Here is a 20,408-nt window from a genome sequence, read left to right as displayed (position 1 = left end):
CCAATCATTATTTTTAGGGAGAATAGGGAAATGACAAACAACAATCAAATAGGTGAAAATAAGGAACAAACTATTTTTGATCATAAAGGAAATACGATTATGACAGAAGATAGAGAAATACACATTATTTCAAAATTCGAAGAACCTCTTATTGTCGTATTAGCAAATGTACTAAGTGATGAAGAGTGTGATGAATTGATTGAAATGTCTAAAAATAAAATGAAGCGTTCTAAAGTTGGTTCATCACGTGATGTAAATGATATTCGAACAAGTAGCGGTGCATTTTTGGAAGACAATGAACTTACTTCAAAGATTGAAAAACGAATTTCATCTATCATGAATGTTCCTGCGTCGCATGGTGAAGGATTGCACATTTTAAATTATGAAGTGGATCAACAATATAAAGCACACTATGATTATTTTGCGGAACATAGTAGATCAGCTGCTAACAATCGTATTAGTACGCTTGTAATGTACTTAAATGATGTAGAAGAAGGCGGGGAAACGTACTTCCCGAAATTAAATCTTTCTGTACACCCTAGAAAGGGAATGGCAGTATACTTTGAGTATTTTTATCAAGATCAATCACTAAATGAGCTTACGTTACACGGAGGGGCACCTGTAACGAAAGGCGAGAAATGGATTGCAACGCAGTGGGTGAGAAGAGGTACTTATAAGTAAAAGCGAGTGTTACGTTTTGTTCTTCATAGTATAAGAACAAAACGTTTTTTTATTAAACAAAGTAGCATCTTTCGTTATAATAACAATTAATAAATGACGATTGAGAGGACAGAAAATGAAATCTATATACATAACCGGCTATATGGGAGCAGGGAAAACAACAATTGGAAAAGCATTAAGTCAAGAACTTCAAATGGATGTTGTAGATACTGATCAAAAAATCGAAGAGAAGCAAGAGAAGGCAATTCGAAATATTTTTGCCGAAGAAGGCGAAACGGCTTTTCGGGAATATGAAAGCGAAATGTTACGTTCGCTACCAGTCCATAATGTCATTATTACAACTGGTGGGGGAATTATTGAACGAGCGGAAAATCGCAAGTGGATGAAAGAGAACGGAACTGTCGTGTATTTATATTGTGATCCGCACGTAATTGCAGAAAGGCTTCGTGAAGATACGACACGTCCACTATTTCAAAAGAAAGATATAGATGCATTTGTAACGAAATTTGAATCACGCCGAGCTTATTATGAAGAGGCTCATATTCATATCGATACGACAAATAAGTCTGTAAAGCAAATTATGAATGAATTAAAGGAAAAGATTAATGTATAAAAAAGTGGACATACTAATCAAGTAGAGGTGATGATAATATGTCTACTAATGATTATGTTCGCTTTGTGACGCAGCAGTTTGTGTCGTATATGGATGCTCCAAAAGAAGATCGAAAACAAAAGAAAGAACAACGCCGTGCTGAAAAAGAGCCATTTATGAATAAGTGGTTTGGTGTTATGCCGCTGAGTGCTGCTTTGTTTTATCGAAATGTAAAAAGTAAAAGAAAAAAATCAAGTTAAATTTTAGTCATATGTCTAGCAAAACAAAGATGCCCTAGTGTCGTAATACACTAGGGCATCTTTGTTTACTGCACGGATTCTTGTTCTTCCGTAACGGCATGTATTTTATTGTTCACCCATACGAACCCTATTCCGATACAAATAGAAATACCCCAGCCGACAGCGGTCATAATCGCTCTCATTTCACCGTAGCCATCTACACCAAAAACAGAGATGAAATAAATTTTTAAAAAGCTTTTTAATATAAATTGTAGCCCGAAAAATAACGTTAAATATTGCAGTGCTGGATATATACGACTATCACGATAAAGCTCACGACTTTTATCACGGTCATGACCTTGAAGTGCGGCAATATCTGCTGCGAAATATAACATAAGTGGTTTTTTTATAAAAATTGTACATATGACGATAATACCGAGTACGATGTGATAATACGCATCGTTCCATAACATTCGTTCAGCTGACCCAGATAATAGATCTACCGTTGTATTAGAAATGAGTGTAATTAAAATAAAGAACCCTGTCACGTTAAACTGTTTTTCTTTTTTAAAGGTATACAGTGTATAAATAATCCCCGGAACAGAGGAAAGTAACATCGCGTAATAAGGATCGATATAAGGTTTTGCAAATTTCCAAATGAGGAATGGGATTACGAGATAAAAGACAAGATCTAATATAGCTTTTTTATTTTGATTCATACAAAGCCTCCTTAAGTCATACATATATTTTATAATATAATTTCTGAAAATTGTATAAGGTTTAATGGGAAAAGAAAAAATATATCAATTTTTGAGGGATTAGTAGATTGAAAAAAATTGCCCCTAGCGTAGTAAGTTTTTTTAGTATATAATAAAGGAAACGCTTTCATTTTTAGTTTGTTCACAAAATGGACGGAAAATCACATATTTACTATCGATATGTTGCTTTATAATGAAACTAATTAAATATACATGCATACAATATTGTGAAATAAATAACATAAATAATCTATATAAATGTAAACGTTATCAAAAGAGAGAGGTGGAGACAATGAGTAAATTTTTCTTCAATCATAATCCAGCAACAGTAGAGGATGGAAGGCTTGTTAAATATGCTGAAATTATTTATGGAGAAGGTGGCCGTTCTGTATTAGAAAATTTAATGGTGAAGGCATCTATCAGATTGCGTGATCGTTATCCGAATAAATCTGACGAGCAGATCTCGAACCTAGTAAATAAAGGCATCCATGATATGTTTCAAAAATATGTGAGCGAGTAAGAGTAGCCAATGGCTGCTCTTATTTTTTTGTATAAGGATTGTAACTCTAGCTGAAAATAAACATGTATTTTGAAAAACGCAAAAAGGAGTGGGAAAGATGAGCAATGGAATTGGACGTTCGAAAGAAAATCTTCCAACTGATGCAAATCATGTGAGCGCAAAGGATCGTGCACAGCAGAAACGTATGGCACAGAAAAAACAGCAAGAGCGTAGTGGCGATAGCGAGTAGGGTAGAAAATAGCTCAAAAGAGGCTCCTTCTAAAGCAGAAGGAGCTTCTTCAAGATAGAAAATGATTCGCGGTAACATAAAAAAGGCCACCGTTAATAATTTGCACTGTAATACGTGGTTCATACTGTTCTTGCAGAGCTTGTTTTTCAATTTCATAGCTCTCAGGAAGTTCGTCACTTTCTTCATAAAAACGGTTTAAAAGGTCTAGATCATGATTCCAACGCACTCTTGCTTCTTTCGCCCACGTATGGTCATCTTCTGCAATTATATTTTTTAAAGCGTCTTCTATGCGTTGTAAACCACTTTGAGGTTTAATGATGGGCGAGAGCGTAAAACAAAAATCAGGTATTTTTGGTGTAAGTTTAATGTTAGTTAATGTTTCATGAAAGTTTGCCATCATTGTTCCAGAAATGAGATGAATACCAATTGAGTGAAGGATGTCTTTTTTTCGATCACATTGATAGGAAACTTTTATATTAATACCGAGCCAAGGGTGGAGCGGTGTATGTGTTGCCCCATTATGTCTTACATCCTCATATAAACGTATGTATGAGCCTAATTCTTTTGTCGTTTGGAAAATTTGATGTAGACGTGGTGAACCGTAGTGAATAAGCTCACCATCGTTTTCTTCATTTTCTGGATTTGTAATAAGAGTAAGGCGCATCGGATTCGGTACGCCTCCTGTTTTCTCAAGATAGTGCCAATAAAAAGGACGATTCATTAATAATTTATCCATCTCAATTGTTAACTGTACATCTAATAAATGAGGAGAACGTTCCAAAATTTCACAGTTATTCGCCTCAAAGAAATTGTATAAGTAATTATGAATTTCATGTTGCTGCATAGCCTTGCACCTCAGCTTCATTTCGTTTCGCAAAGTCGATAATAGATGTTAAGTTTTCCATCTTAATTCGGATTTCTCCTTCGCTTTTTGATTGCGCAAATATTTCTTGAATGTGCGCGTCGATGTTTTTCATATTAATTCTCGTTAAAATTTCATCCAGTTCACCGATAACACGCTCAAATAAATTGATTTTTTCATATAACAATTTCAAAATATGTTCTTCAACAGTGTGCTTTGTCGCTAAATTATAAATATGAACATCATTTTTTTGTCCAAGACGGTGAATACGTCCAATTCTTTGTTCAAGACGCATTGGATTCCATGGCAAATCATAATTAATCATATGGCTACAAAACTGTAAGTTAATGCCTTCTCCGCCAGCTTCCGTTGCAATTAACACCTGGGCACGATTTTGGAAAAGTTCCTTCATCCAATCTTTCTTCCCGCGTTTAAATCCGCCGCGGAATGGGACAGAAGAAATACCGTGTTGTTGTAAAAACCATTGTAAGTACATCTGTGATGCTCGGTATTCCGTGAAAATGACGACTTTATCGTCAATTTCTTTTATAAGCTCTAGAGCTTTAGTTGCTTTCGAGTTAAAAGGAATATGATTAATTTTGTCCATTAGCACATCGATATGTGGATCTTTTATATAATGTTCATTTTCTTTCTGTCTTTTTTCTACATGCTTTTTCAATGAATAGTAAACAGCCTCACGACTACTACACGCTTCCCGTTTTAAAGTTAATGATGAGAAAGCAGATGTGAAGGCGTCTTGTCCTCGCCAATTTTCGATATCATTATATAGAGCTTGTTCTTGTTCATTAAACTCAACAAAAATTGTACGTACATGTCTCTTCGGCCAATCGATACCGGTATTATGTCGTCTATTTCGCACCATTACTTTGTTAATGAGAGCTTTTAAGTCTTCATCTGATTCGGCTGAACGATTTTTGGAAGCGTAATATTCTTCAAAGTTGGATTGATTGCCTAAATGTCCTGGCTTTAATAAAGAAACAAGGTTAAAAATTTCATCAATCTTATTTTGAACAGGAGTAGCGGTTAGTAATAAACAAAACTTCTTTTTTAATCGTTGTGCAAATTCATAGTTTTTTGTTTTATTATTTTTTAGTTTATGTGCTTCATCGATAATAATAAGGTCATATTCTAAGTTCAACACGATATCGCGATGTGGTGAACGTTTCGCAGTATCAATTGATGATACGATTACGTCAGCTTGTTCCCACGAGTAGCTTTTCTTTTGTGCTACAGCGGGAATGAAAAACTTTGTATTCAGCTCGTATGCCCATTGTGATACGAGAGAAGCTGGGACAAGTATAAGTACCTTTTTCACAAGCCCGCGGACCATGTATTCTTTCAAAATAAGTCCAGCTTCGATTGTTTTTCCAAGACCTACTTCATCTGCTAGAATCGCTTTACCATTCATTTGTTCAATCACATTTTGAGCGACTTCTAATTGATGAGGAAGCGGTGTGAAATGTGATAAATGTTTCGGTGCTTGTAGTCCATCAAAAGTAGGAACAAGTAACGATTTTTCTGTTTCATAAGCTAAGTGATATAAATCCCAGTTTGTCCAAGGACCATCTTCGTCAATTCTATTTAAAAAATTGTTTTGCCACGTCCGATCTACGGAAATATCGACATTCATTACGACTCTCCCACCTTTTATAAACTAAAGTAATTATTTTTTAATGTATGATGATTTGCCTTAAAAGAAGGCATGATTATCGTTATTAAAGGCTATACAATAGACAATAATAAAGTATTAAATCTTAAAAGCTGTATTTATTGAGTTTTAATATAAAAAATTCTAAATTATTTTTTATGCTAGAATATTGATGAAATATAGCGAATGATGTTAGGATAATGGTGTGAAATGTGTGGAATCTTTCGTATTTTATCCAAGAAAGTGATTTTTTATTTACGCTTTCATAAAAAAATATAATGAGATTCCGTATATCCTATCTTTTCAGAATGAAAATGTTTAGAAAAGGGAAGCAACTTTTATTGATTTGTCAAAGCATAAGGGGGAGAGAGCATGATTACATTACAACGTACACCGTTATTTGATGTATACGCGAAGTATGGTGGGAAAACAATCGACTTCGGTGGTTGGGAATTACCAGTTCAATTTTCAAGCATTAAAGAAGAACATGAAGCTGTACGTACAGCTGCAGGTTTGTTCGATGTGTCTCATATGGGAGAAGTTGAAGTAAAAGGTGTAGATAGTTTAGCATTTTTACAACGTGTTGTTACAAATGACGTATCTACCTTAAAGGTAGGAGGCGCACAATATACAGCTATGTGCTACGAAAATGGTGGTACAGTAGATGATTTATTAATCTACAAACGTGGTGAAGAAGACTATTTATTAGTAATCAATGCATCAAATATCGAGAAAGATTACGAATGGTTAGCAAGTCATGTAATTGGCGATGCGACAGTAGTCAATGTTTCTAGTGAAGTTGCACAGCTTGCAATTCAAGGACCAAAAGCAGAAGGCATTTTACAAAAAGTTGTGTCAGAAGATTTGAAAGAAATTAAGTTCTTTAAATTTAAAAACGATATTCTTGTAGATGGAATTCCAGCACTTGTATCTCGTACAGGTTATACAGGTGAAGATGGATTCGAAATTTACTGTAAGAGTGAAGATGCTGCAAAACTTTGGGAGAAACTTCTTGAAGTTGGAGCAGAAGAAGGCTTAAAAGCATGTGGTTTAGGTGCTCGTGATACACTTCGATTCGAAGCAACATTACCACTTTATGGACAAGAATTATCAAAAGATATTACACCGATTGAAGCTGGAATTGGCTTTGCGGTAAAACCAAATAAAGAAGCAGACTTCTTTGGAAAAGAAACGTTAAAAGAGCAAAAAGAAAACGGTGCGCCTCGTAAGTTAGTCGGCATCGAAGTAATCGAACGTGGAATTCCTCGTACGCATTACCCTGTATTTATTGGAGAAGAAAAAATCGGGGAAGTAACGAGTGGTACACAATCTCCAACGTTAAAGAAAAGCATTGGTTTAGCACTAATTGATGTAAAATACGCAGCAGTTGATACAGAAGTAGAAATTGAAATTCGTAATAAACGCGTCAAAGCAGTAGTTGTTCCAACACCATTTTATAAACGTTCAAAGTAACGGGGAGAGGGGTAGATTTCATGTTGCATCGTTATCTTCCAATGACAGAAGAAGACAAAAAAGAAATGTTACAAACGATCGGCGTTCAAACGATCGATGAGTTATTCTCTGATATTCCAGAGAGTGTTCGTTTTAAAGGGGATTTAAAAATTAAAGAAGCAAAATCAGAGCCAGAGCTTTTAAAAGAGTTATCTCAAATGGCTAGTAAAAATGCTAACTTAAAAGAGTACGCTTCTTTCTTAGGAGCAGGCGTATACGATCATTACGCTCCAGTAATTGTAGATCACGTTATCTCTCGCTCAGAATTTTATACAGCTTACACGCCATACCAACCAGAGATTTCACAAGGGGAATTACAAGCAATCTTTGAATTCCAAACAATGATTTGTGAATTAACAGGAATGGATGTAGCAAACTCTTCTATGTATGACGGGGGTACAGCTTTAGCTGAAGCGGCAATGTTAGCAGCTGGCCATACTCGCAAAAAGAAAATTCTTGTATCTAGCGCGGTTCATCCAGAATCAAGAGCAGTACTTGAAACGTATGCAAAAGGTCAAAATCTTGAAGTTGTTGAAATTAATCATAAAGATGGTGTAACAGATTTAGACGTATTACAAAGTGAAGTAGATGATACAGTTGCTTGTGTAATCGTTCAATATCCAAACTTCTTCGGACAAGTTGAAAAATTAGCTGATATTGAAAAAATCGTTCATCAACAAAAATCATTATTTATCGTTTCTTCAAATCCATTATCATTAGGCGCATTAACACCACCAGGGAAATTTGGTGCTGATATTGTAATCGGTGATGCACAACCATTCGGTATTCCAACGCAGTTTGGTGGACCGCACTGTGGTTACTTTGCAACAACGAAAGCATTTATGCGTAAAATTCCAGGACGTCTTGTTGGACAAACTGTAGATTCAGATGGTAAACGTGGATTTGTATTAACGTTACAAGCACGTGAACAGCATATTCGCCGTGATAAAGCGACATCTAACATTTGTTCAAACCAAGCGTTAAATGCATTAGCAGCTTCTGTTGCAATGACGGCACTTGGCAAACAAGGTGTGAAAGAAATGGCACGTCAAAACATTTCTAAAGCACAGTATGCAAAACGTCAATTTGAGGCGAAAGGCTTCACAGTAACATTTGCTGGACCATTCTTCAATGAGTTTGTTGTAGATTGCAAACGTCCAGTGAAAGAAGTAAACGATGCATTATTACAAAAGAATATTATCGGTGGTTACGATCTAGGCCGTGATTATAAAGAGCATGAAAACCATATGCTTGTAGCAGTAACAGAGCTTCGTACAAAAGAGGAAATTGACACACTTGTAAATGAAATGGGGGCTATCCAATGAAGAACCAAGACCAAGCACTTATTTTTGAAGTGACTAAAGAAGGCCGCGTAGGATATAGCTTACCCAAATTAGATGTAGAAGAAGTAAAATTAGAAGATGTATTTGAGAGCGATTATATTCGCGTTGAAGATGCAGAGCTTCCAGAAGTATCTGAACTTGATATTATGCGTCATTACACAGCGCTTTCAAACCGTAACCACGGCGTTGATTCTGGATTCTACCCACTTGGATCTTGTACGATGAAATATAATCCGAAAATTAATGAAAACGTGGCTCGTTTCGCAGGCTTTGCAAATATTCATCCACTGCAAGATGAAAAGACAGTACAAGGTGCAATGGAATTAATGTACGACTTACAAGAGCATTTAATTGAAATTACAGGTATGGATACTGTTACTTTACAACCAGCAGCTGGTGCACACGGAGAATGGACAGGTTTAATGTTAATTCGTGCATACCATGAAGCGAATGGTGACTTTAACCGTACGAAAGTAATTGTGCCTGACTCTGCTCACGGAACGAATCCAGCATCTGCAACTGTAGCTGGTTTTGAAACAATTACAGTAAAATCAAATGAAAATGGCCTTGTTGACTTAGAAGACTTAAAACGTGTTGTAAACGAAGAAACAGCAGCACTTATGTTAACAAATCCTAATACATTAGGTCTATTTGAAGAAAATATTTTAGAAATGGCAGAAATCGTCCATAATGCAGGCGGTAAATTATACTATGATGGTGCAAACTTAAATGCGGTATTAAGCCAAGCGCGCCCAGGAGATATGGGATTTGACGTTGTGCATTTAAACCTTCATAAAACATTTACAGGTCCTCACGGCGGTGGTGGCCCAGGTTCTGGTCCAGTAGGTGTGAAAGCTGATTTAATTCCGTACTTACCAAAACCAATTTTAGAAAAAACGGAAAATGGTTATCACTTCAACTACGACCGTCCAGAAGCAATTGGTCGTGTGAAACCATTCTATGGTAACTTCGGAATTAACGTTCGTGCATACACGTATATTCGCTCTATGGGTCCAGATGGCTTGCGTGCAGTAACAGAGTATGCTGTATTAAATGCGAACTATATGATGAGAAGATTAGCGCCATTCTACGATCTTCCATTCGATAGACATTGTAAGCATGAATTTGTATTATCAGGTCGTCGTCAAAAGAAACTTGGTGTACGTACATTAGATATTGCAAAACGTCTGCTTGATTTCGGTTACCATCCACCAACAATTTACTTCCCATTAAATGTGGAAGAATGTATTATGATTGAGCCGACAGAAACAGAATCAAAAGAAACATTAGATGGTTTCATTGATAAGATGATTCAAATCGCTAAAGAAGTAGAAGAAAATCCAGAAGTTGTACAAGAAGCACCGCATACGACAGTCATTAAACGTTTAGACGAAACGATGGCTGCACGTAAACCAGTTTTACGTTATGCAAAGCCAGCTCCTGTACAAGTTTGATTAGAATAACAAAAGAAGAACTCGCTGAGGCGGGTTCTTTTTTTGTATGGATAATTTGTCCCGCATTAACGGACAGTAAACTCCCAACTCAAAACTTAGCTGGTGCAAAGAAGCCAGGTGGGAGATAAACTGTCCGTAAATGCCCGATTGGTTCAACTAATAATCAGTGGGGATGAACAAAAATCCCCACTGATTAAAGTTTCACTTTATGCAGAAATAGTGAAGAAAATGTTAAAAAAATATGTTTTTTGTTTCCTAATGGTGTAAAGGTGTAGTTTTATAGGTAGTTTTGTTGAAAAAGTCGGTTTGATAAAAGTATTTATTTTTGTTAGAATTTTATTGAAATTAAGAAGATGTGATGAGGCAAAGATTACTCATTTTTATGTATATGTGAAAAAACGAACAAGACGGGGGTGAAAGTGTGGGATATCGATGTTATAGAATGGTATACCATTTAGAAAATGGAGAAACAATTAAAGATGTAAAAGAATTTTGCTATCGAGACCAAGGGAAAGTGTTAGAAAGAGTAGCAAATCGTGTAATGGATAATAGAGAAGTGACGGCGATTGATAAACAAGGAACAATCATTTCAATAGCATGTGAGGACATTGTAAAGGTAGAACTTGATTACATAACAGAAAGTTAACCTTGAGTCATATCGAATTATTCGATAAAATAAACTGTTGAATGGTGAAGTGAGAAGAGAGGAGTTTATCATGGGTAGTACAAGACACTTTTATATGTTTATCTTAGCGTTTGTTCTTGTTGTGGCATTAACGATTTACTTAATTGTTGACAGCAGCTGGTACAACACAGTTCATCCGGCATTCCTTCTGTTTATGTATATAGGAATTGCGGTTGTTAGTTTCGGAATGAGAGACGAGATGTTAGATCGCTTTGAAAAGTGATACATATACGAAAGACCAACAGGAAAATGTTGGTCTTTTTTTCTTGCCAAAAATAGGATGCTGTGTATATACTGTATATATAAGGTATACACAGTATATACACACACTGGAGGAAAACATGAATATTATTATTTCGAATTCTTCCCAAGACCCTATTTATGTGCAAATAAGAAAACAATTAAGCCAGCTTATTTTAAATGGCGGTTTAAAGGGTGGAGATCAATTACCGTCTATTCGTAGCTTAGCGAAGGAATTACAAATTAGTGTCATTACAACGAAGCGTGCATACGAGGAGCTTGAAAAAGAAGGATATATAGAAACTGTTGCTGGGAAGGGGACTTATGTTTCACGTAAAAATAATGAACTATTAAAAGAACAAAGGCTTCGCCTATTGGAAAGTAAAGCGGAAGAGATTGTGAATGAAAGTAAAGTGTTGCAGCTTTCACTTGAAGAATTGCAGCAGATGATTGCGTGTTTATATAAGGGGGAATAAGAGATGTTAGAGCTAAAAAATGTTTGTAAAAGTTATCAAGATTTTGCAGTGAACAATATAAGTTTTGCATTACCACGAGGATATATTATGGGGTTTGTCGGACCAAATGGTGCTGGGAAAAGTACAACGATCAAAATGATTATGAATTTAATTAGAAAAGATAGCGGCGATATAAAAATTTTTGGCAAAGACAATAAGAAAGCCGAAAAGGACATAAAACAAAATATTGGTTTTGTATATGATGAAAATCATTATTACGAAGATTTAACGTGTGAACAAATGAAACGTATTATTGCACCGTTATATAAAAAGTGGGACGAAAATCAATACCAATCGTATATGCAAAGATTGCAAGTTCCAAAGTATAAAAAAATTAAAGAGCTATCAAAAGGGATGAAAATGAAATTTGCAATTGCCATCGCACTTTCGCACCACGCGGAGTTTATTATTATGGACGAACCGACAGCAGGATTAGATCCAGTTGTTCGAAGTGAATTACTTGATATGCTGCAAGAAATTGTAATGGAAGATGAAGTATCTGTATTATTCTCAACCCACATTACAACGGATTTAGAACGTATTGCAGATTATATTACGTTTATCAACGATGGAGAAATTATATTTACTGGTGAAAAAGATGAATTAATGGAGAACTACGTAATCGTAAAGGGAAGCAATGATTTATTAGATCGAGAAGGAAAAGAACTATTTGTTGGATTACGAAAAAATAAATTTGGTTTTGAAGGTTTAGCGAAGGATAAACAAGCAATTATCGATTGGTTTGGAAATGAGGTTGTAATAGAAAAGCCTACATTAGACGATATCATCGTTTACACTGCGAAAGGGAGAGGTGCTTATGCGTCAGCTCGTATATAAAGATTTATTCTTTTTTCGGGTAATTTGGATAGTGAATCTTGTTATGCCCCTTTTGTTCTTTATGTTAGATGCAAGTGGTGAATTGTTATTTCCAATGAGTTGTCTATTTATAACCTTTTCATCGGTTATGACGTTAACCGTTATGGATGAAAGAAATAAAAGTGACATTGTTATAAATAGTTTACCGGTAAGTCGAAAGGATATCATAATTGCTAGATATATTTCCTGTGCAATATTCATTGTTGGTGCCATTCTCTCTACGATGTTAGTTGTTTTTCTTATAAGGGGTATTGTGGTTATTAGTGATATCGGTGTATATCATCCTAATCTATACATTGAAATTCCATGGTATGAAGTCATAAATGGAGCTGTTTATGCCACATTTTTTGTTGTCACGTTTTTCCCTAGTTATTATGGTACAAAATCGAAGGTAGTAAGAAGTATAGGATCAGCAGCATCAATAGGAGTGGGTGTAATTCTTTGGATATTTATTAGTGATGGGCTGAATGAAACAACATCTTCATTCAGTGAGTGGATTATGAATCCAGTACATATTGGTGTATTTATAGTTGGAGGAATGATATTAGCTAGTGTCTATATCGTTTCTATGTTTCTTACAATTAAAATTTATGAAACGCGTGATTTATAGAGAGGAGAATTTATATGCAACAATTGATTTTGAAGGAGTTTTTCTTACAGAAGAAGATGTTTCCTTTCTATTTTTTAATACCCATTTTATCTATTTTTAAGGATTCCGTCGAACCAATGGGGATTGCAATAGGATTATTTATAACATGTAGTACGATTATATATATTTCTTTTTATTATGAAGAGAAAAGTAAAGCGGAAAAAGTATTAGTGAGCTTGCCTATAACGAGAACAGAGATAGTTATAGCTAAATATATTTCAACCACATTATTTATTATAGTCGGTTTGAGTATAACCTCTATAGTCGTAATATTAGGAAATATTTTGTTGAACAGAGATATAGTTATTCCTGGATATGCAATATTTTCAGCAATAGCAGCAACCTTGATTTATTGTGTAGTAACGATACCTACTAATTACATTGGGGGATATAAAGCTATTAATGTCTTGAATGTGATTATGATTTTGCCTTTAACAGGTATGATTGGCCTTATGTGTAATATTTTTGGTGATAAAACAATTATGCTAAAAGTACTCCACTCTCAAGAGGCTACACTAGCAATGAGTGTTCTTGGTATCGGAGTATTAGTAAGTATATTCATATCAATGTTCCTCTCAATGAAAATGTTTCAGGAGGCAGAGTTATAGAAGTGACATTTTCATATTAGGAGGTGTAATACATGATTAAGCAACTAATTTTAAAAGATTTCATCATTCAATGGAAATTTTTAATTTGGTACATACTGTATCCTGTTTTCTTTTATATGGCCTTAACGGATACGGAAAATCTGTTCATAATTATGTCAGTAATTATTACAATTGGGGCAACAGTAAAAACATTTGAAGCAGATAGTAAAAATGAAAGTGAAGTCATAGTAAATAGTTTCCCAATATTGAGAAAACAAATTGTGTATGCAAAATATATAGTAGCAATTATTATTCTTTTTATAAGTGTAACGGTCGGTTGTTTCACGATGGGAATGAAGAGTGGGGTTAACTTATTTGAATTTATTGAAACGAAAATGGTTGCTAGTATTAGCTTTATTTTAGTGTATTTAAGTTTGGTTTTACCGCTATCCTTTTGGCTAGGGTATAAGAAAACTATTTTTATTGCGATTTTTATACTAATAGCACCTATGGCTGTTTCTTCTATTTTCTTTGGAATCAACCTAGAACAAATTCAACTATATAACAGCATGTTATTCGTTAGTTCAATATGTATGTTCATAGCATCTATCTTCGTTTCAGTAAAAATATATGAAAAAAGAGAATTTTAAAAGGTGCCTTAAAAAAGGCACCTTCTTCAATAACGACAATACGAGAGCAGTAGTTTATAAAAAGAAACGCTATTTGGTACATCTTTCGGAGTATGTAATATAAAGCTGAAAACGATGATGAGAATAAGAAATAGGAAAAATAAAAATAGGATTTGCTTATGTATAGAATTTTGCATATTATTCACTCCTTTTTTAGGTAGTATGTCCAAAAGAAAGGAGTGTATGAAAAATTTTAGGAGGGGAGAATGATGAACAAACGAAAATGGTTATATAGAATAGGGGTACTTTTATTTTCAATCGGTCTCATATTAGCAAATTTTTACTCAGATATACCATCACCATTTCCTAATTTGCATAAAGGGATTGGTATAAGTATTGTCATAGTTGGTCTTCTTTGTCTTATCACATCAAACTTCTACAGAAAGTCTGAATGAATATAAAAAAGGACAGTTACTCTTTTTCAGAAGTACTGTCCTTTTTAAATAACTTATTCCATAGCTTGGCGATACTCCATATAATGACGATTGCAATGGAGGCAATAATGGACCAAACGATTGATATAATTTCAAGTGTCATGTTAGGAAGGAATGTGAGAATGGATACTACTTTATGAAACAACCATTCTATTATATGAAAACTTATTTGCAATAGAATGACAATCCCGAGTGTAATCCATGCTAACATTTGCTTCCCTTTTTCTTTCCACATGACATTCACCTCACGTTAGCTTAATAGTTTTAAGCCAACAGCGCCGCATAAAATGCAGCTTAAGAAAGCAAGACGACGCCAATCCGCTGATTCACGGAAAATAAGAATACCAAGAAGTGCACTACCGGCAGTTCCGATTCCAGTCCAAATCGCGTAAGCAGTTCCCATCGGTAACGTGTCCATCGCAAGAGATAAGAAAAAGAAACTTACTGCGAAGTTAGCGATTAAAATAACTTTTGGTGCCCAGCCTTTCTTTTCAGTGGCTACTTTCATAAAGAGTACACCAATAATTTCACAAATACCAGCTAGAATTAAAAATACCCAAGCCATTTTATGCGGCCTCCTTCGCTTCTTTTTCTTCTGTTACTCGTTTTAAACCAATTACTCCGAAGAAGATTAAACCAATTAATAATACTTTTACAATAGAGAAAGGTTCTCCGAAGACGAAAATCTCTGTCAGAACGATTCCGCCAGCCCCAATTCCTGTGAAGACTGCGTATACAGTGCCGACAGGTAAATCTTTATAAGCTCTAAATAATAAGACGAAACTAATTGTAATTAATAGCGCAACACCAGCCCATTCAAGTGGTGCCTCCGCTTTTTTTAGTCCAATCACCCAAAAGATTTCAATAATACCAGCGATGATTACATAAATCCATGCCATATGTCATTTCTCCTTCCTACCAGTCGTTAGGTAAAGGGCTTAAAAACGACGCATTGCAAAGGAGCAATCCGTCAGTTTGAAAGTCCGCGCCAAAATACTTTCCAAGAAGCGTCTAAACGTGTCTCAAAACGATTTAAACCTGCGTATAGTAGTTCAACCATAAGACCGTCGAGTAAGCATAGAAAAGCTTCTAAGGCGTCTTTTACTTCAATGTTATGCAGCTCATCTTGTTCGCTTGCTCTTTTAAATACAGGGAATAAAAGTTTTCCGACGTTTTCAATGTGTACATTTGCTTTATTAATAATTTGCTCGCGAAATGCATCAGGCGGAAAATAAGAAGTTCGTAACCAAAACATTGATTCTTCACTTTCACCAAATCGTTTTGCATAGCCTTTTAATAATTTTAAAAGCAATTCTTCAGTGGACGAATTGGAAAAGCTTTCGATATCGCCTGTGAAGCTCTGCAAATCTTTTTGAAGAGCAGATTCTAAGCATATGAAATATAGCTCTTCTTTTCCTTTAAAGTGTGCGTAAATCGATGGTTTTTTAATCCCAACTTCTTGAGCAATATTTGCCAATGAAGTTCCTTCATAGCCGTAGCGTGCGAAATGAGAAAGTGCTACAGCTTTAATGCGGTTTGCTGTCATCTTCATCCCCTACCTACCGTTCGTTAGGTTAATTATATGAGATGGAAAATATAATGTCAATAGGTGAAGAGCTGAAAAAGAGCGTTATAGGTAACGCTCTTTTTAGACAGTCTCTCGCTCAATTAAATGGAATGAAAGTTCTTTTGCACTGCCGACAATTTGCTCGCTTTGGATCTGCTTATGGAATAAAGAAAAAGCATGTGAGCCCATTGCGAGACCGGGATGTTCAATTGTGGAAATTTCTAATGCCTTTGAAATTTCATGATTATCAAATCCAAGGATAGCAAGGTCTTCAGGTACTCGAATACCATGTTTTCGAGCCTCTGTTAATAAACCAGCTGCAACTTGATCGTTCGCTGTAAAAATAGCAGTTGGACGATTTTTCATATTTAAAATACGATGGAGTATTTGTGCTCCGTCCTGCATTGTATAGCATTGGTGGAAAATCCATTCAGGATGCAACGTTGCCCCTTCGTTACGAAGGGTATCGGCGAACGCTTTTTCGCGCTCCATGGAATTTACACTTGTTTTTCTTGCTAAACAAATTCCGATTTTTTCATGGCCTTTACTTAGTAAATAGGCAGTACCGAGACGGAAACCTTCATAATGATCTACGTAGATGGATGAAATGAGGGGGTGCTTCATTTTTTCACATGAAATAATAGGGGCAAATTTTGCGAAAGGTTCGATTTGTTCCCAAGAGCTCGTTCGGGAGCAAATAATCATCCCATCAAATTGTTTCATTTTCATCATTTCAAGAACACGAATTTCTTCAAGGCTATCGTAATTTGTTTGGCATAAATTAATGTGATATCCAGCTAATAATGCTTCGTTACCGATTCCTTCAATAATGGTACTGAAGTAGGGGAGGTTAATGAAAGGAAGCATAACTCCAATTGTATATGTTTTCCCTCTTATTAAATGGACAGCATTTATATTTTTTGCGTAGTTTAATTCTTCAACAGCATCTAGAACACGCTTACGCTTTTCTTCTTTTACGTAAGGGTGATTATTCAGGACACGAGAAACAGTTGATATCGATACACCAGCAGTTTTAGCAATTTGTTTTATATTGGCCATATGTATCACCTCTTTCCCTTATTATAAAGGGAAAATAATAATAAAGAAAAAATCTTGACCTGAAAAGCTTTTCACAAACTATGGTATTAATAAGACTTCTTTTTATTCGCGTAACCTTTTCACTTGGGCGTAAGAATGATAGGGGTCTTTTTTGTTTGCAAAAAGTGTTGTCAAAATGTGTGAGAATAACGTGGAAAGTTTTCAAAGGTGGAGTTTAATGACAAAGCGAATATGAAGAGCATATCAACGCTTCGTTCGTTAAGAGAGCGGTATGAAAGGGCGGAAACAAATTGAAAAAAAGAATCATTTGTTTCGTGTTTTCTAGTTTTGTACTTAGTTCGTGTTCGTTTCAGCAAACGATGCAAGAAGAAAAACACTTTGTGGGAACAACAGGAGGAGCTATGGATCGTGTTACGGATCCTATTCCGCTAAAGGAACTTCCAAAATATTTTCCGGTGAAGTTTAAAGTTCCAACGTTTTTACCGTACGACATTACAAGTGATGTGAAGGGTGAAGTAAGAACGCTTGGGAAAAAGAACGCTGTCTTAACGATTAAATATAAACAGCAGGAGCCAGGTCGAAATGAGTATATTGAGTTAAATGTCGCGAACTTTCCTTATAGTTTTCCGGATCTCGTGGAAGAGAAGCGATTTCAAGAACAAATGAAACTGAATAATGGAACGTCTGCTTATTTTAAAAATAAAGATGATTATGAACGTGGTGACGAATTTGCTACGCTTATATGGAAAGAGAAAGGAATTGAATATCAGCTATTGTATCGGAATGTAGAAGAGAACGATAAAGAAACGATTAAGCAGAATTTATTATACATTGCGAACAAGATGAAATGAAAAAACTAGCCGATTTATTCAGCTAGTTTTTTGTATGTTATTATTTCTTTTTAATTTTGCCTGTCCAAGATTTAAATCCACCTTGTAATTGGTAGAAATCTTTGTAGCCTTGTTTTTTTAAGTATTGCGCTGCACGACCTGTACGGAATCCGCTTTGGCAATATAAGTAAACAGGTTGATCTTGACGAAGTTCTTTATGGCGAAGGCGAATTTGTGATAACGGAATGTTACGTGCACCTAAAATGTGCCCTGCGTTATATTCGTCTGTTTCACGAATATCGATAAGCTGTGCTTTACGGTAGCCAGCGCGAAATTCTTCTTCTGTAAGAGTTTTAATTAATTTTTTCTGATAGAAGTACATCCATACAGTGTAGCCGATAAATGCTACGATTACGGCTAATAAAATAATCCAAGTTGTTGACACGATTCTATCGCTCCCTTTTTTCTTATCCTACTTTCAATATTATAATGCCCATATGTATTTATGCAACAGATTCATTTGCATATAAGAAGAAATTTCGTATTCTTTCACAAATTTTGTCGAATTTGGTAGACTAGAGAATGTGAAAAATAATTGGTTATATGAGGTGCAGGATGGGAAAAGAAAAATGGTGTTATATTAACTCTGGTCAATGTTCACCGGCATTTAATATGGCGTTAGATGAATGTTTGTTAAGTTGGCAAAGTGAAAAGAAAATGCCGCCAACAATTCGTTTTTATGAATGGGAAGTACCAACATTAACAGTTGGATATTTTCAACGTGTTGAGAAAGATATTAATATGGATGTAGTTAACGAAAAGAAATATGGATTCGTTCGTCGTCAAACAGGCGGCAGGGGTGTACTACATGACAAAGAGTTAACGTATAGTGTTATTGTGTCTGAAGATCATCCGAATATGCCAAAAACAGTTACAGAAGCGTATCGTGTTATTTCGCAAGGCTTATTAGATGGTTTTAAGGCATTAGGGTTAGAAGCATATTATGCAGTTCCAAAAACAGAAGCAGATCGTGAAAATTTGAAAAATCCACGTTCAGGTGTATGTTTTGATGCACCATCTTGGTATGAAATTGTAGTGGAAGGAAGAAAAATTGCTGGTAGTGCTCAAACACGTCAAAAAGGTGTTATTTTACAGCATGGATCGATTCCATTAGAAATTGATTTAGATGAACTATATGATCTATTTTTATTCCCAAATGAACGTGTGAAGGAACGTATGAAGAGTATGTTCTCTTCTAAAGCAGTAGCAATTAATGAATTAACAGACCGTACATTTACGATAGAACAGTTAATTAAAGCGTTTGAAATTGGGTTTGAAAAAGGATTGGATGTAGAACTTGTTCCATATGAATTAACAGAAGAACAGTTACATGAAGTTCAAACGTTAGCGAAAGAAAAGTATGAAAGTAATGAGTGGAATTATAAAAAATAAGAGATGGCAATTGCCACCTCTTATTTTTTTATAGTAAATTAAGTACTTTTTCTACTTTGATTCCTTTATCTTGTAAAGAACGAAGACGACTTACAACGTCCATAATTTCTTTATCAAATGTAACGCTAATACCTTGGCTTTGTAGTTCTTCTTTTAAGCTTTCAATAGAATCATCTATGTCGATGCCAAGCTCGTAATCTTGACAAACTTCAATTGTCTTTTTCACGAGTTTAACATAATTTTCTTGTAGTTTTGAATTTGTTTCAGTCAAAGCAGGCTGCTTCGGTTTTGCAGGAGCAACCGGTGCTGTCTCTTGCTTTGTAACTGGAGTAGGGACTACTTTTTTCACAGGTGCTGGAGTAGTTAGTTCTACAGCCGCTTCTACGCTTACTGGCTTCGGTGTCGGTACCGGAGTAGGTTTAGGTGCCATAGCAGGTGTTTCCACACGCGTAACAGGCTTAGGAGCAGGTGTAATTGCTTTTGGAGCTTCTACAACTACTTCTTTTTTCGGTGCTGCTTCTACCTGTGTTTCTTCTTGCTCGGCAGCTTCTTTATTTTCTTTACTCCACATAACGCGTTCAATTTCTAGAGAAACATTGTTTTTGTTCATCGCTGTTAATGTAACTTTACCAACTTCAGCGTTTCCAGTGAAATCAACAATTTTATAAATAACACTCTTGTTCCAATCCACGTTTCCGCTCAAAAATAATTCTTCGTTACATTTCGGCGTTAAGCCCTCGATTTTAATTTCTGCGTTTACACCGTTTTCACTATATACCATAATTAGCGAAGCATTTACATCTTCGTCTGCTAACATTAGTTCACGTACCATTTTGCCGGTGCGTACTTGCGTTTTCTTCTTAACTGACATCTAATTTCTCCTCTCAAAAATTCAGTAATAATAAAAAAATCGTATAACGAAAAATAATTGCTCACGAAGATTTATGATACCGATAATAAAAGCAT

The 20,408-nt window shown here is 35.4% G+C and carries 29 protein-coding genes; 18 read left to right on the top strand and 11 right to left on the bottom strand.

The genetic code is table 11. The annotated features are described in order from the left end of the window. The first annotated feature begins 30 nt into the window (after positions 1-30). The 3 genes from RT27_RS09840 (at position 31) to RT27_RS09830 (ending at position 1,533) form a co-directional block, all read left to right on the top strand. On the top strand, positions 31-681 hold the full coding sequence (locus RT27_RS09840; protein ID WP_000183863.1) for a 2OG-Fe(II) oxygenase: 651 nt from the start codon (positions 31-33) through the stop codon (positions 679-681). Positions 682-796: 115 nt separating this feature from the next. Then, complete coding sequence (locus tag RT27_RS09835; protein ID WP_016080294.1) at positions 797-1,294, top strand: shikimate kinase; 498 nt, start codon at positions 797-799, stop codon at positions 1,292-1,294. 38 nt (positions 1,295-1,332) lie between these two features. After that, positions 1,333-1,533, top strand: coding sequence for a YqzE family protein (locus RT27_RS09830; RefSeq protein WP_000106083.1), 201 nt, complete (start codon positions 1,333-1,335; stop codon positions 1,531-1,533). A gap of 65 nt (positions 1,534-1,598) precedes the next feature. On the opposite strand, the gene RT27_RS09825 is transcribed toward RT27_RS09830, so the two are convergent. Together RT27_RS09825 and RT27_RS33140 are read right to left on the bottom strand one after the other, a co-directional pair. Then, positions 1,599-2,231, bottom strand: a complete 633-nt coding sequence (locus RT27_RS09825; protein WP_001073111.1) for a VC0807 family protein — start codon at positions 2,229-2,231, stop codon at positions 1,599-1,601. 141 nt (positions 2,232-2,372) lie between these two features. Next, positions 2,373-2,489, bottom strand: coding sequence for a hypothetical protein (locus RT27_RS33140; RefSeq protein ID WP_003279814.1), 117 nt, complete (start codon positions 2,487-2,489; stop codon positions 2,373-2,375). A 73-nt stretch (positions 2,490-2,562) separates the two neighbouring features. On the opposite strand from RT27_RS33140, the gene RT27_RS09820 reads away from it, so the two are divergent. Beyond that, complete coding sequence (locus RT27_RS09820; protein WP_000032702.1) at positions 2,563-2,790, top strand: hypothetical protein; 228 nt, start codon at positions 2,563-2,565, stop codon at positions 2,788-2,790. A 97-nt stretch (positions 2,791-2,887) separates the two neighbouring features. Next, positions 2,888-3,019 carry a hypothetical protein gene (locus RT27_RS36090; RefSeq protein ID WP_000064665.1) on the top strand — a complete coding sequence of 44 codons (132 nt, stop codon included), beginning with the start codon at positions 2,888-2,890 and terminating at the stop codon, positions 3,017-3,019. 49 nt (positions 3,020-3,068) lie between these two features. On the opposite strand, the gene RT27_RS09815 is transcribed toward RT27_RS36090, so the two are convergent. Together RT27_RS09815 and RT27_RS09810 are read right to left on the bottom strand one after the other, a co-directional pair. Next, the gene (locus tag RT27_RS09815; RefSeq protein WP_001183963.1) at positions 3,069-3,863 is read right to left on the bottom strand and encodes a YqhG family protein; all 795 of its coding nucleotides are present in this window, start codon (positions 3,861-3,863) and stop codon (positions 3,069-3,071) included. Next, on the bottom strand, positions 3,850-5,532 hold the full coding sequence (locus RT27_RS09810; RefSeq protein ID WP_001100040.1) for an SNF2-related protein: 1,683 nt from the start codon (positions 5,530-5,532) through the stop codon (positions 3,850-3,852). Before RT27_RS09810 ends, RT27_RS09815 begins: the two co-directional genes overlap by 14 nt. Positions 5,533-5,922: 390 nt before the next feature. Between RT27_RS09810 and gcvT the strand changes: the two genes are divergently transcribed. The 11 genes from gcvT (at position 5,923) to RT27_RS09755 (ending at position 14,495) form a co-directional block, all read left to right on the top strand. Next, a complete protein-coding gene (gcvT, locus tag RT27_RS09805) occupies positions 5,923-7,023 on the top strand; it encodes a glycine cleavage system aminomethyltransferase GcvT (protein ID WP_000631766.1) in 1,101 nt (366 codons plus the stop codon). Positions 7,024-7,043: 20 nt separating this feature from the next. Then, positions 7,044-8,387 (top strand): aminomethyl-transferring glycine dehydrogenase subunit 1, encoded by a 1,344-nt coding sequence (gene gcvPA / locus RT27_RS09800; RefSeq protein ID WP_000903240.1) that lies wholly within the window; start codon positions 7,044-7,046, stop codon positions 8,385-8,387. After that, on the top strand, positions 8,384-9,859 hold the full coding sequence (gene gcvPB / locus RT27_RS09795) for an aminomethyl-transferring glycine dehydrogenase subunit 2 (protein ID WP_016080297.1): 1,476 nt from the start codon (positions 8,384-8,386) through the stop codon (positions 9,857-9,859). The genes gcvPA and gcvPB overlap by 4 nt, the downstream gene beginning before the upstream one ends. Before the next feature lie 442 nt (positions 9,860-10,301). Continuing rightward, positions 10,302-10,505, top strand: a complete 204-nt coding sequence (locus tag RT27_RS09790) for a DUF3929 family protein (RefSeq protein WP_000262496.1) — start codon at positions 10,302-10,304, stop codon at positions 10,503-10,505. Positions 10,506-10,575: 70 nt separating this feature from the next. Beyond that, on the top strand, positions 10,576-10,767 hold the full coding sequence (locus RT27_RS09785; protein ID WP_000535933.1) for a hypothetical protein: 192 nt from the start codon (positions 10,576-10,578) through the stop codon (positions 10,765-10,767). Between the two features lie 118 nt (positions 10,768-10,885). After that, complete coding sequence (locus RT27_RS09780; protein ID WP_002111795.1) at positions 10,886-11,260, top strand: GntR family transcriptional regulator; 375 nt, start codon at positions 10,886-10,888, stop codon at positions 11,258-11,260. Between the two features lie 3 nt (positions 11,261-11,263). Further along, positions 11,264-12,136, top strand: a complete 873-nt coding sequence (locus RT27_RS09775) for an ABC transporter ATP-binding protein (RefSeq protein ID WP_000891322.1) — start codon at positions 11,264-11,266, stop codon at positions 12,134-12,136. After that, positions 12,117-12,785: an ABC-2 transporter permease gene (locus RT27_RS09770; RefSeq protein ID WP_029443293.1), complete on the top strand. Its 669-nt coding sequence runs from the start codon at positions 12,117-12,119 to the stop codon at positions 12,783-12,785. Before RT27_RS09775 ends, RT27_RS09770 begins: the two co-directional genes overlap by 20 nt. 14 nt (positions 12,786-12,799) lie before the next feature. Beyond that, complete coding sequence (locus RT27_RS09765; protein ID WP_029443292.1) at positions 12,800-13,432, top strand: ABC-2 transporter permease; 633 nt, start codon at positions 12,800-12,802, stop codon at positions 13,430-13,432. Positions 13,433-13,464: 32 nt separating this feature from the next. Further along, positions 13,465-14,061: an ABC-2 transporter permease gene (locus RT27_RS09760; protein WP_043935937.1), complete on the top strand. Its 597-nt coding sequence runs from the start codon at positions 13,465-13,467 to the stop codon at positions 14,059-14,061. A 248-nt stretch (positions 14,062-14,309) separates the two neighbouring features. Then, positions 14,310-14,495 carry a hypothetical protein gene (locus RT27_RS09755; RefSeq protein WP_043935936.1) on the top strand — a complete coding sequence of 62 codons (186 nt, stop codon included), beginning with the start codon at positions 14,310-14,312 and terminating at the stop codon, positions 14,493-14,495. A 16-nt stretch (positions 14,496-14,511) separates the two neighbouring features. Here the strand turns inward: RT27_RS09755 and RT27_RS09750 are convergent, their stop codons facing one another. The 5 genes from RT27_RS09750 to RT27_RS09730 all read right to left on the bottom strand — a co-directional run bounded on the left by RT27_RS09750 (position 14,512) and on the right by RT27_RS09730 (position 17,160). Beyond that, positions 14,512-14,769 (bottom strand): DUF3975 family protein, encoded by a 258-nt coding sequence (locus RT27_RS09750; protein WP_016080305.1) that lies wholly within the window; start codon positions 14,767-14,769, stop codon positions 14,512-14,514. Between the two features lie 15 nt (positions 14,770-14,784). Then, the gene (locus RT27_RS09745) at positions 14,785-15,099 is read right to left on the bottom strand and encodes a multidrug efflux SMR transporter (protein ID WP_016080306.1); all 315 of its coding nucleotides are present in this window, start codon (positions 15,097-15,099) and stop codon (positions 14,785-14,787) included. Between the two features lies 1 nt (position 15,100). Further along, entirely contained in the window at positions 15,101-15,433 is a 333-nt protein-coding gene (locus RT27_RS09740; RefSeq protein ID WP_000312344.1) for a multidrug efflux SMR transporter, read from the bottom strand. Positions 15,434-15,504: 71 nt separating this feature from the next. Continuing rightward, positions 15,505-16,086 (bottom strand): TetR/AcrR family transcriptional regulator, encoded by a 582-nt coding sequence (locus RT27_RS09735; protein ID WP_002005730.1) that lies wholly within the window; start codon positions 16,084-16,086, stop codon positions 15,505-15,507. Positions 16,087-16,182: 96 nt separating this feature from the next. Then, positions 16,183-17,160: a LacI family DNA-binding transcriptional regulator gene (locus tag RT27_RS09730; protein WP_043935935.1), complete on the bottom strand. Its 978-nt coding sequence runs from the start codon at positions 17,158-17,160 to the stop codon at positions 16,183-16,185. Positions 17,161-17,474: 314 nt separating this feature from the next. Here RT27_RS09730 and RT27_RS09725 point away from each other — a divergent pair, with 314 nt between their 5' ends. Beyond that, entirely contained in the window at positions 17,475-18,011 is a 537-nt protein-coding gene (locus RT27_RS09725; protein ID WP_033657529.1) for a hypothetical protein, read from the top strand. 40 nt (positions 18,012-18,051) lie between these two features. Here the strand turns inward: RT27_RS09725 and RT27_RS09720 are convergent, their stop codons facing one another. Then, entirely contained in the window at positions 18,052-18,435 is a 384-nt protein-coding gene (locus RT27_RS09720) for a rhodanese-like domain-containing protein (protein ID WP_000108654.1), read from the bottom strand. 170 nt (positions 18,436-18,605) lie between these two features. Between RT27_RS09720 and RT27_RS09715 the strand changes: the two genes are divergently transcribed. Then, positions 18,606-19,442: a biotin/lipoate A/B protein ligase family protein gene (locus tag RT27_RS09715; RefSeq protein WP_000514092.1), complete on the top strand. Its 837-nt coding sequence runs from the start codon at positions 18,606-18,608 to the stop codon at positions 19,440-19,442. Between the two features lie 28 nt (positions 19,443-19,470). On the opposite strand, the gene RT27_RS09710 is transcribed toward RT27_RS09715, so the two are convergent. Next, positions 19,471-20,313, bottom strand: coding sequence for a hypothetical protein (locus RT27_RS09710; RefSeq protein ID WP_043935934.1), 843 nt, complete (start codon positions 20,311-20,313; stop codon positions 19,471-19,473). Positions 20,314-20,408: the final 95 nt, after the last annotated feature.

Origin of the sequence: Bacillus sp. L_1B0_5 (assembly GCF_000836715.1) — a bacterium.
In the GTDB taxonomy this organism is placed as follows: domain Bacteria; phylum Bacillota; class Bacilli; order Bacillales; family Bacillaceae_G; genus Bacillus_A; species Bacillus_A thuringiensis_S.
Note: the sequence above shows the minus strand (reverse complement) of the source record. Positions and strands in the feature narration are given on the sequence as shown.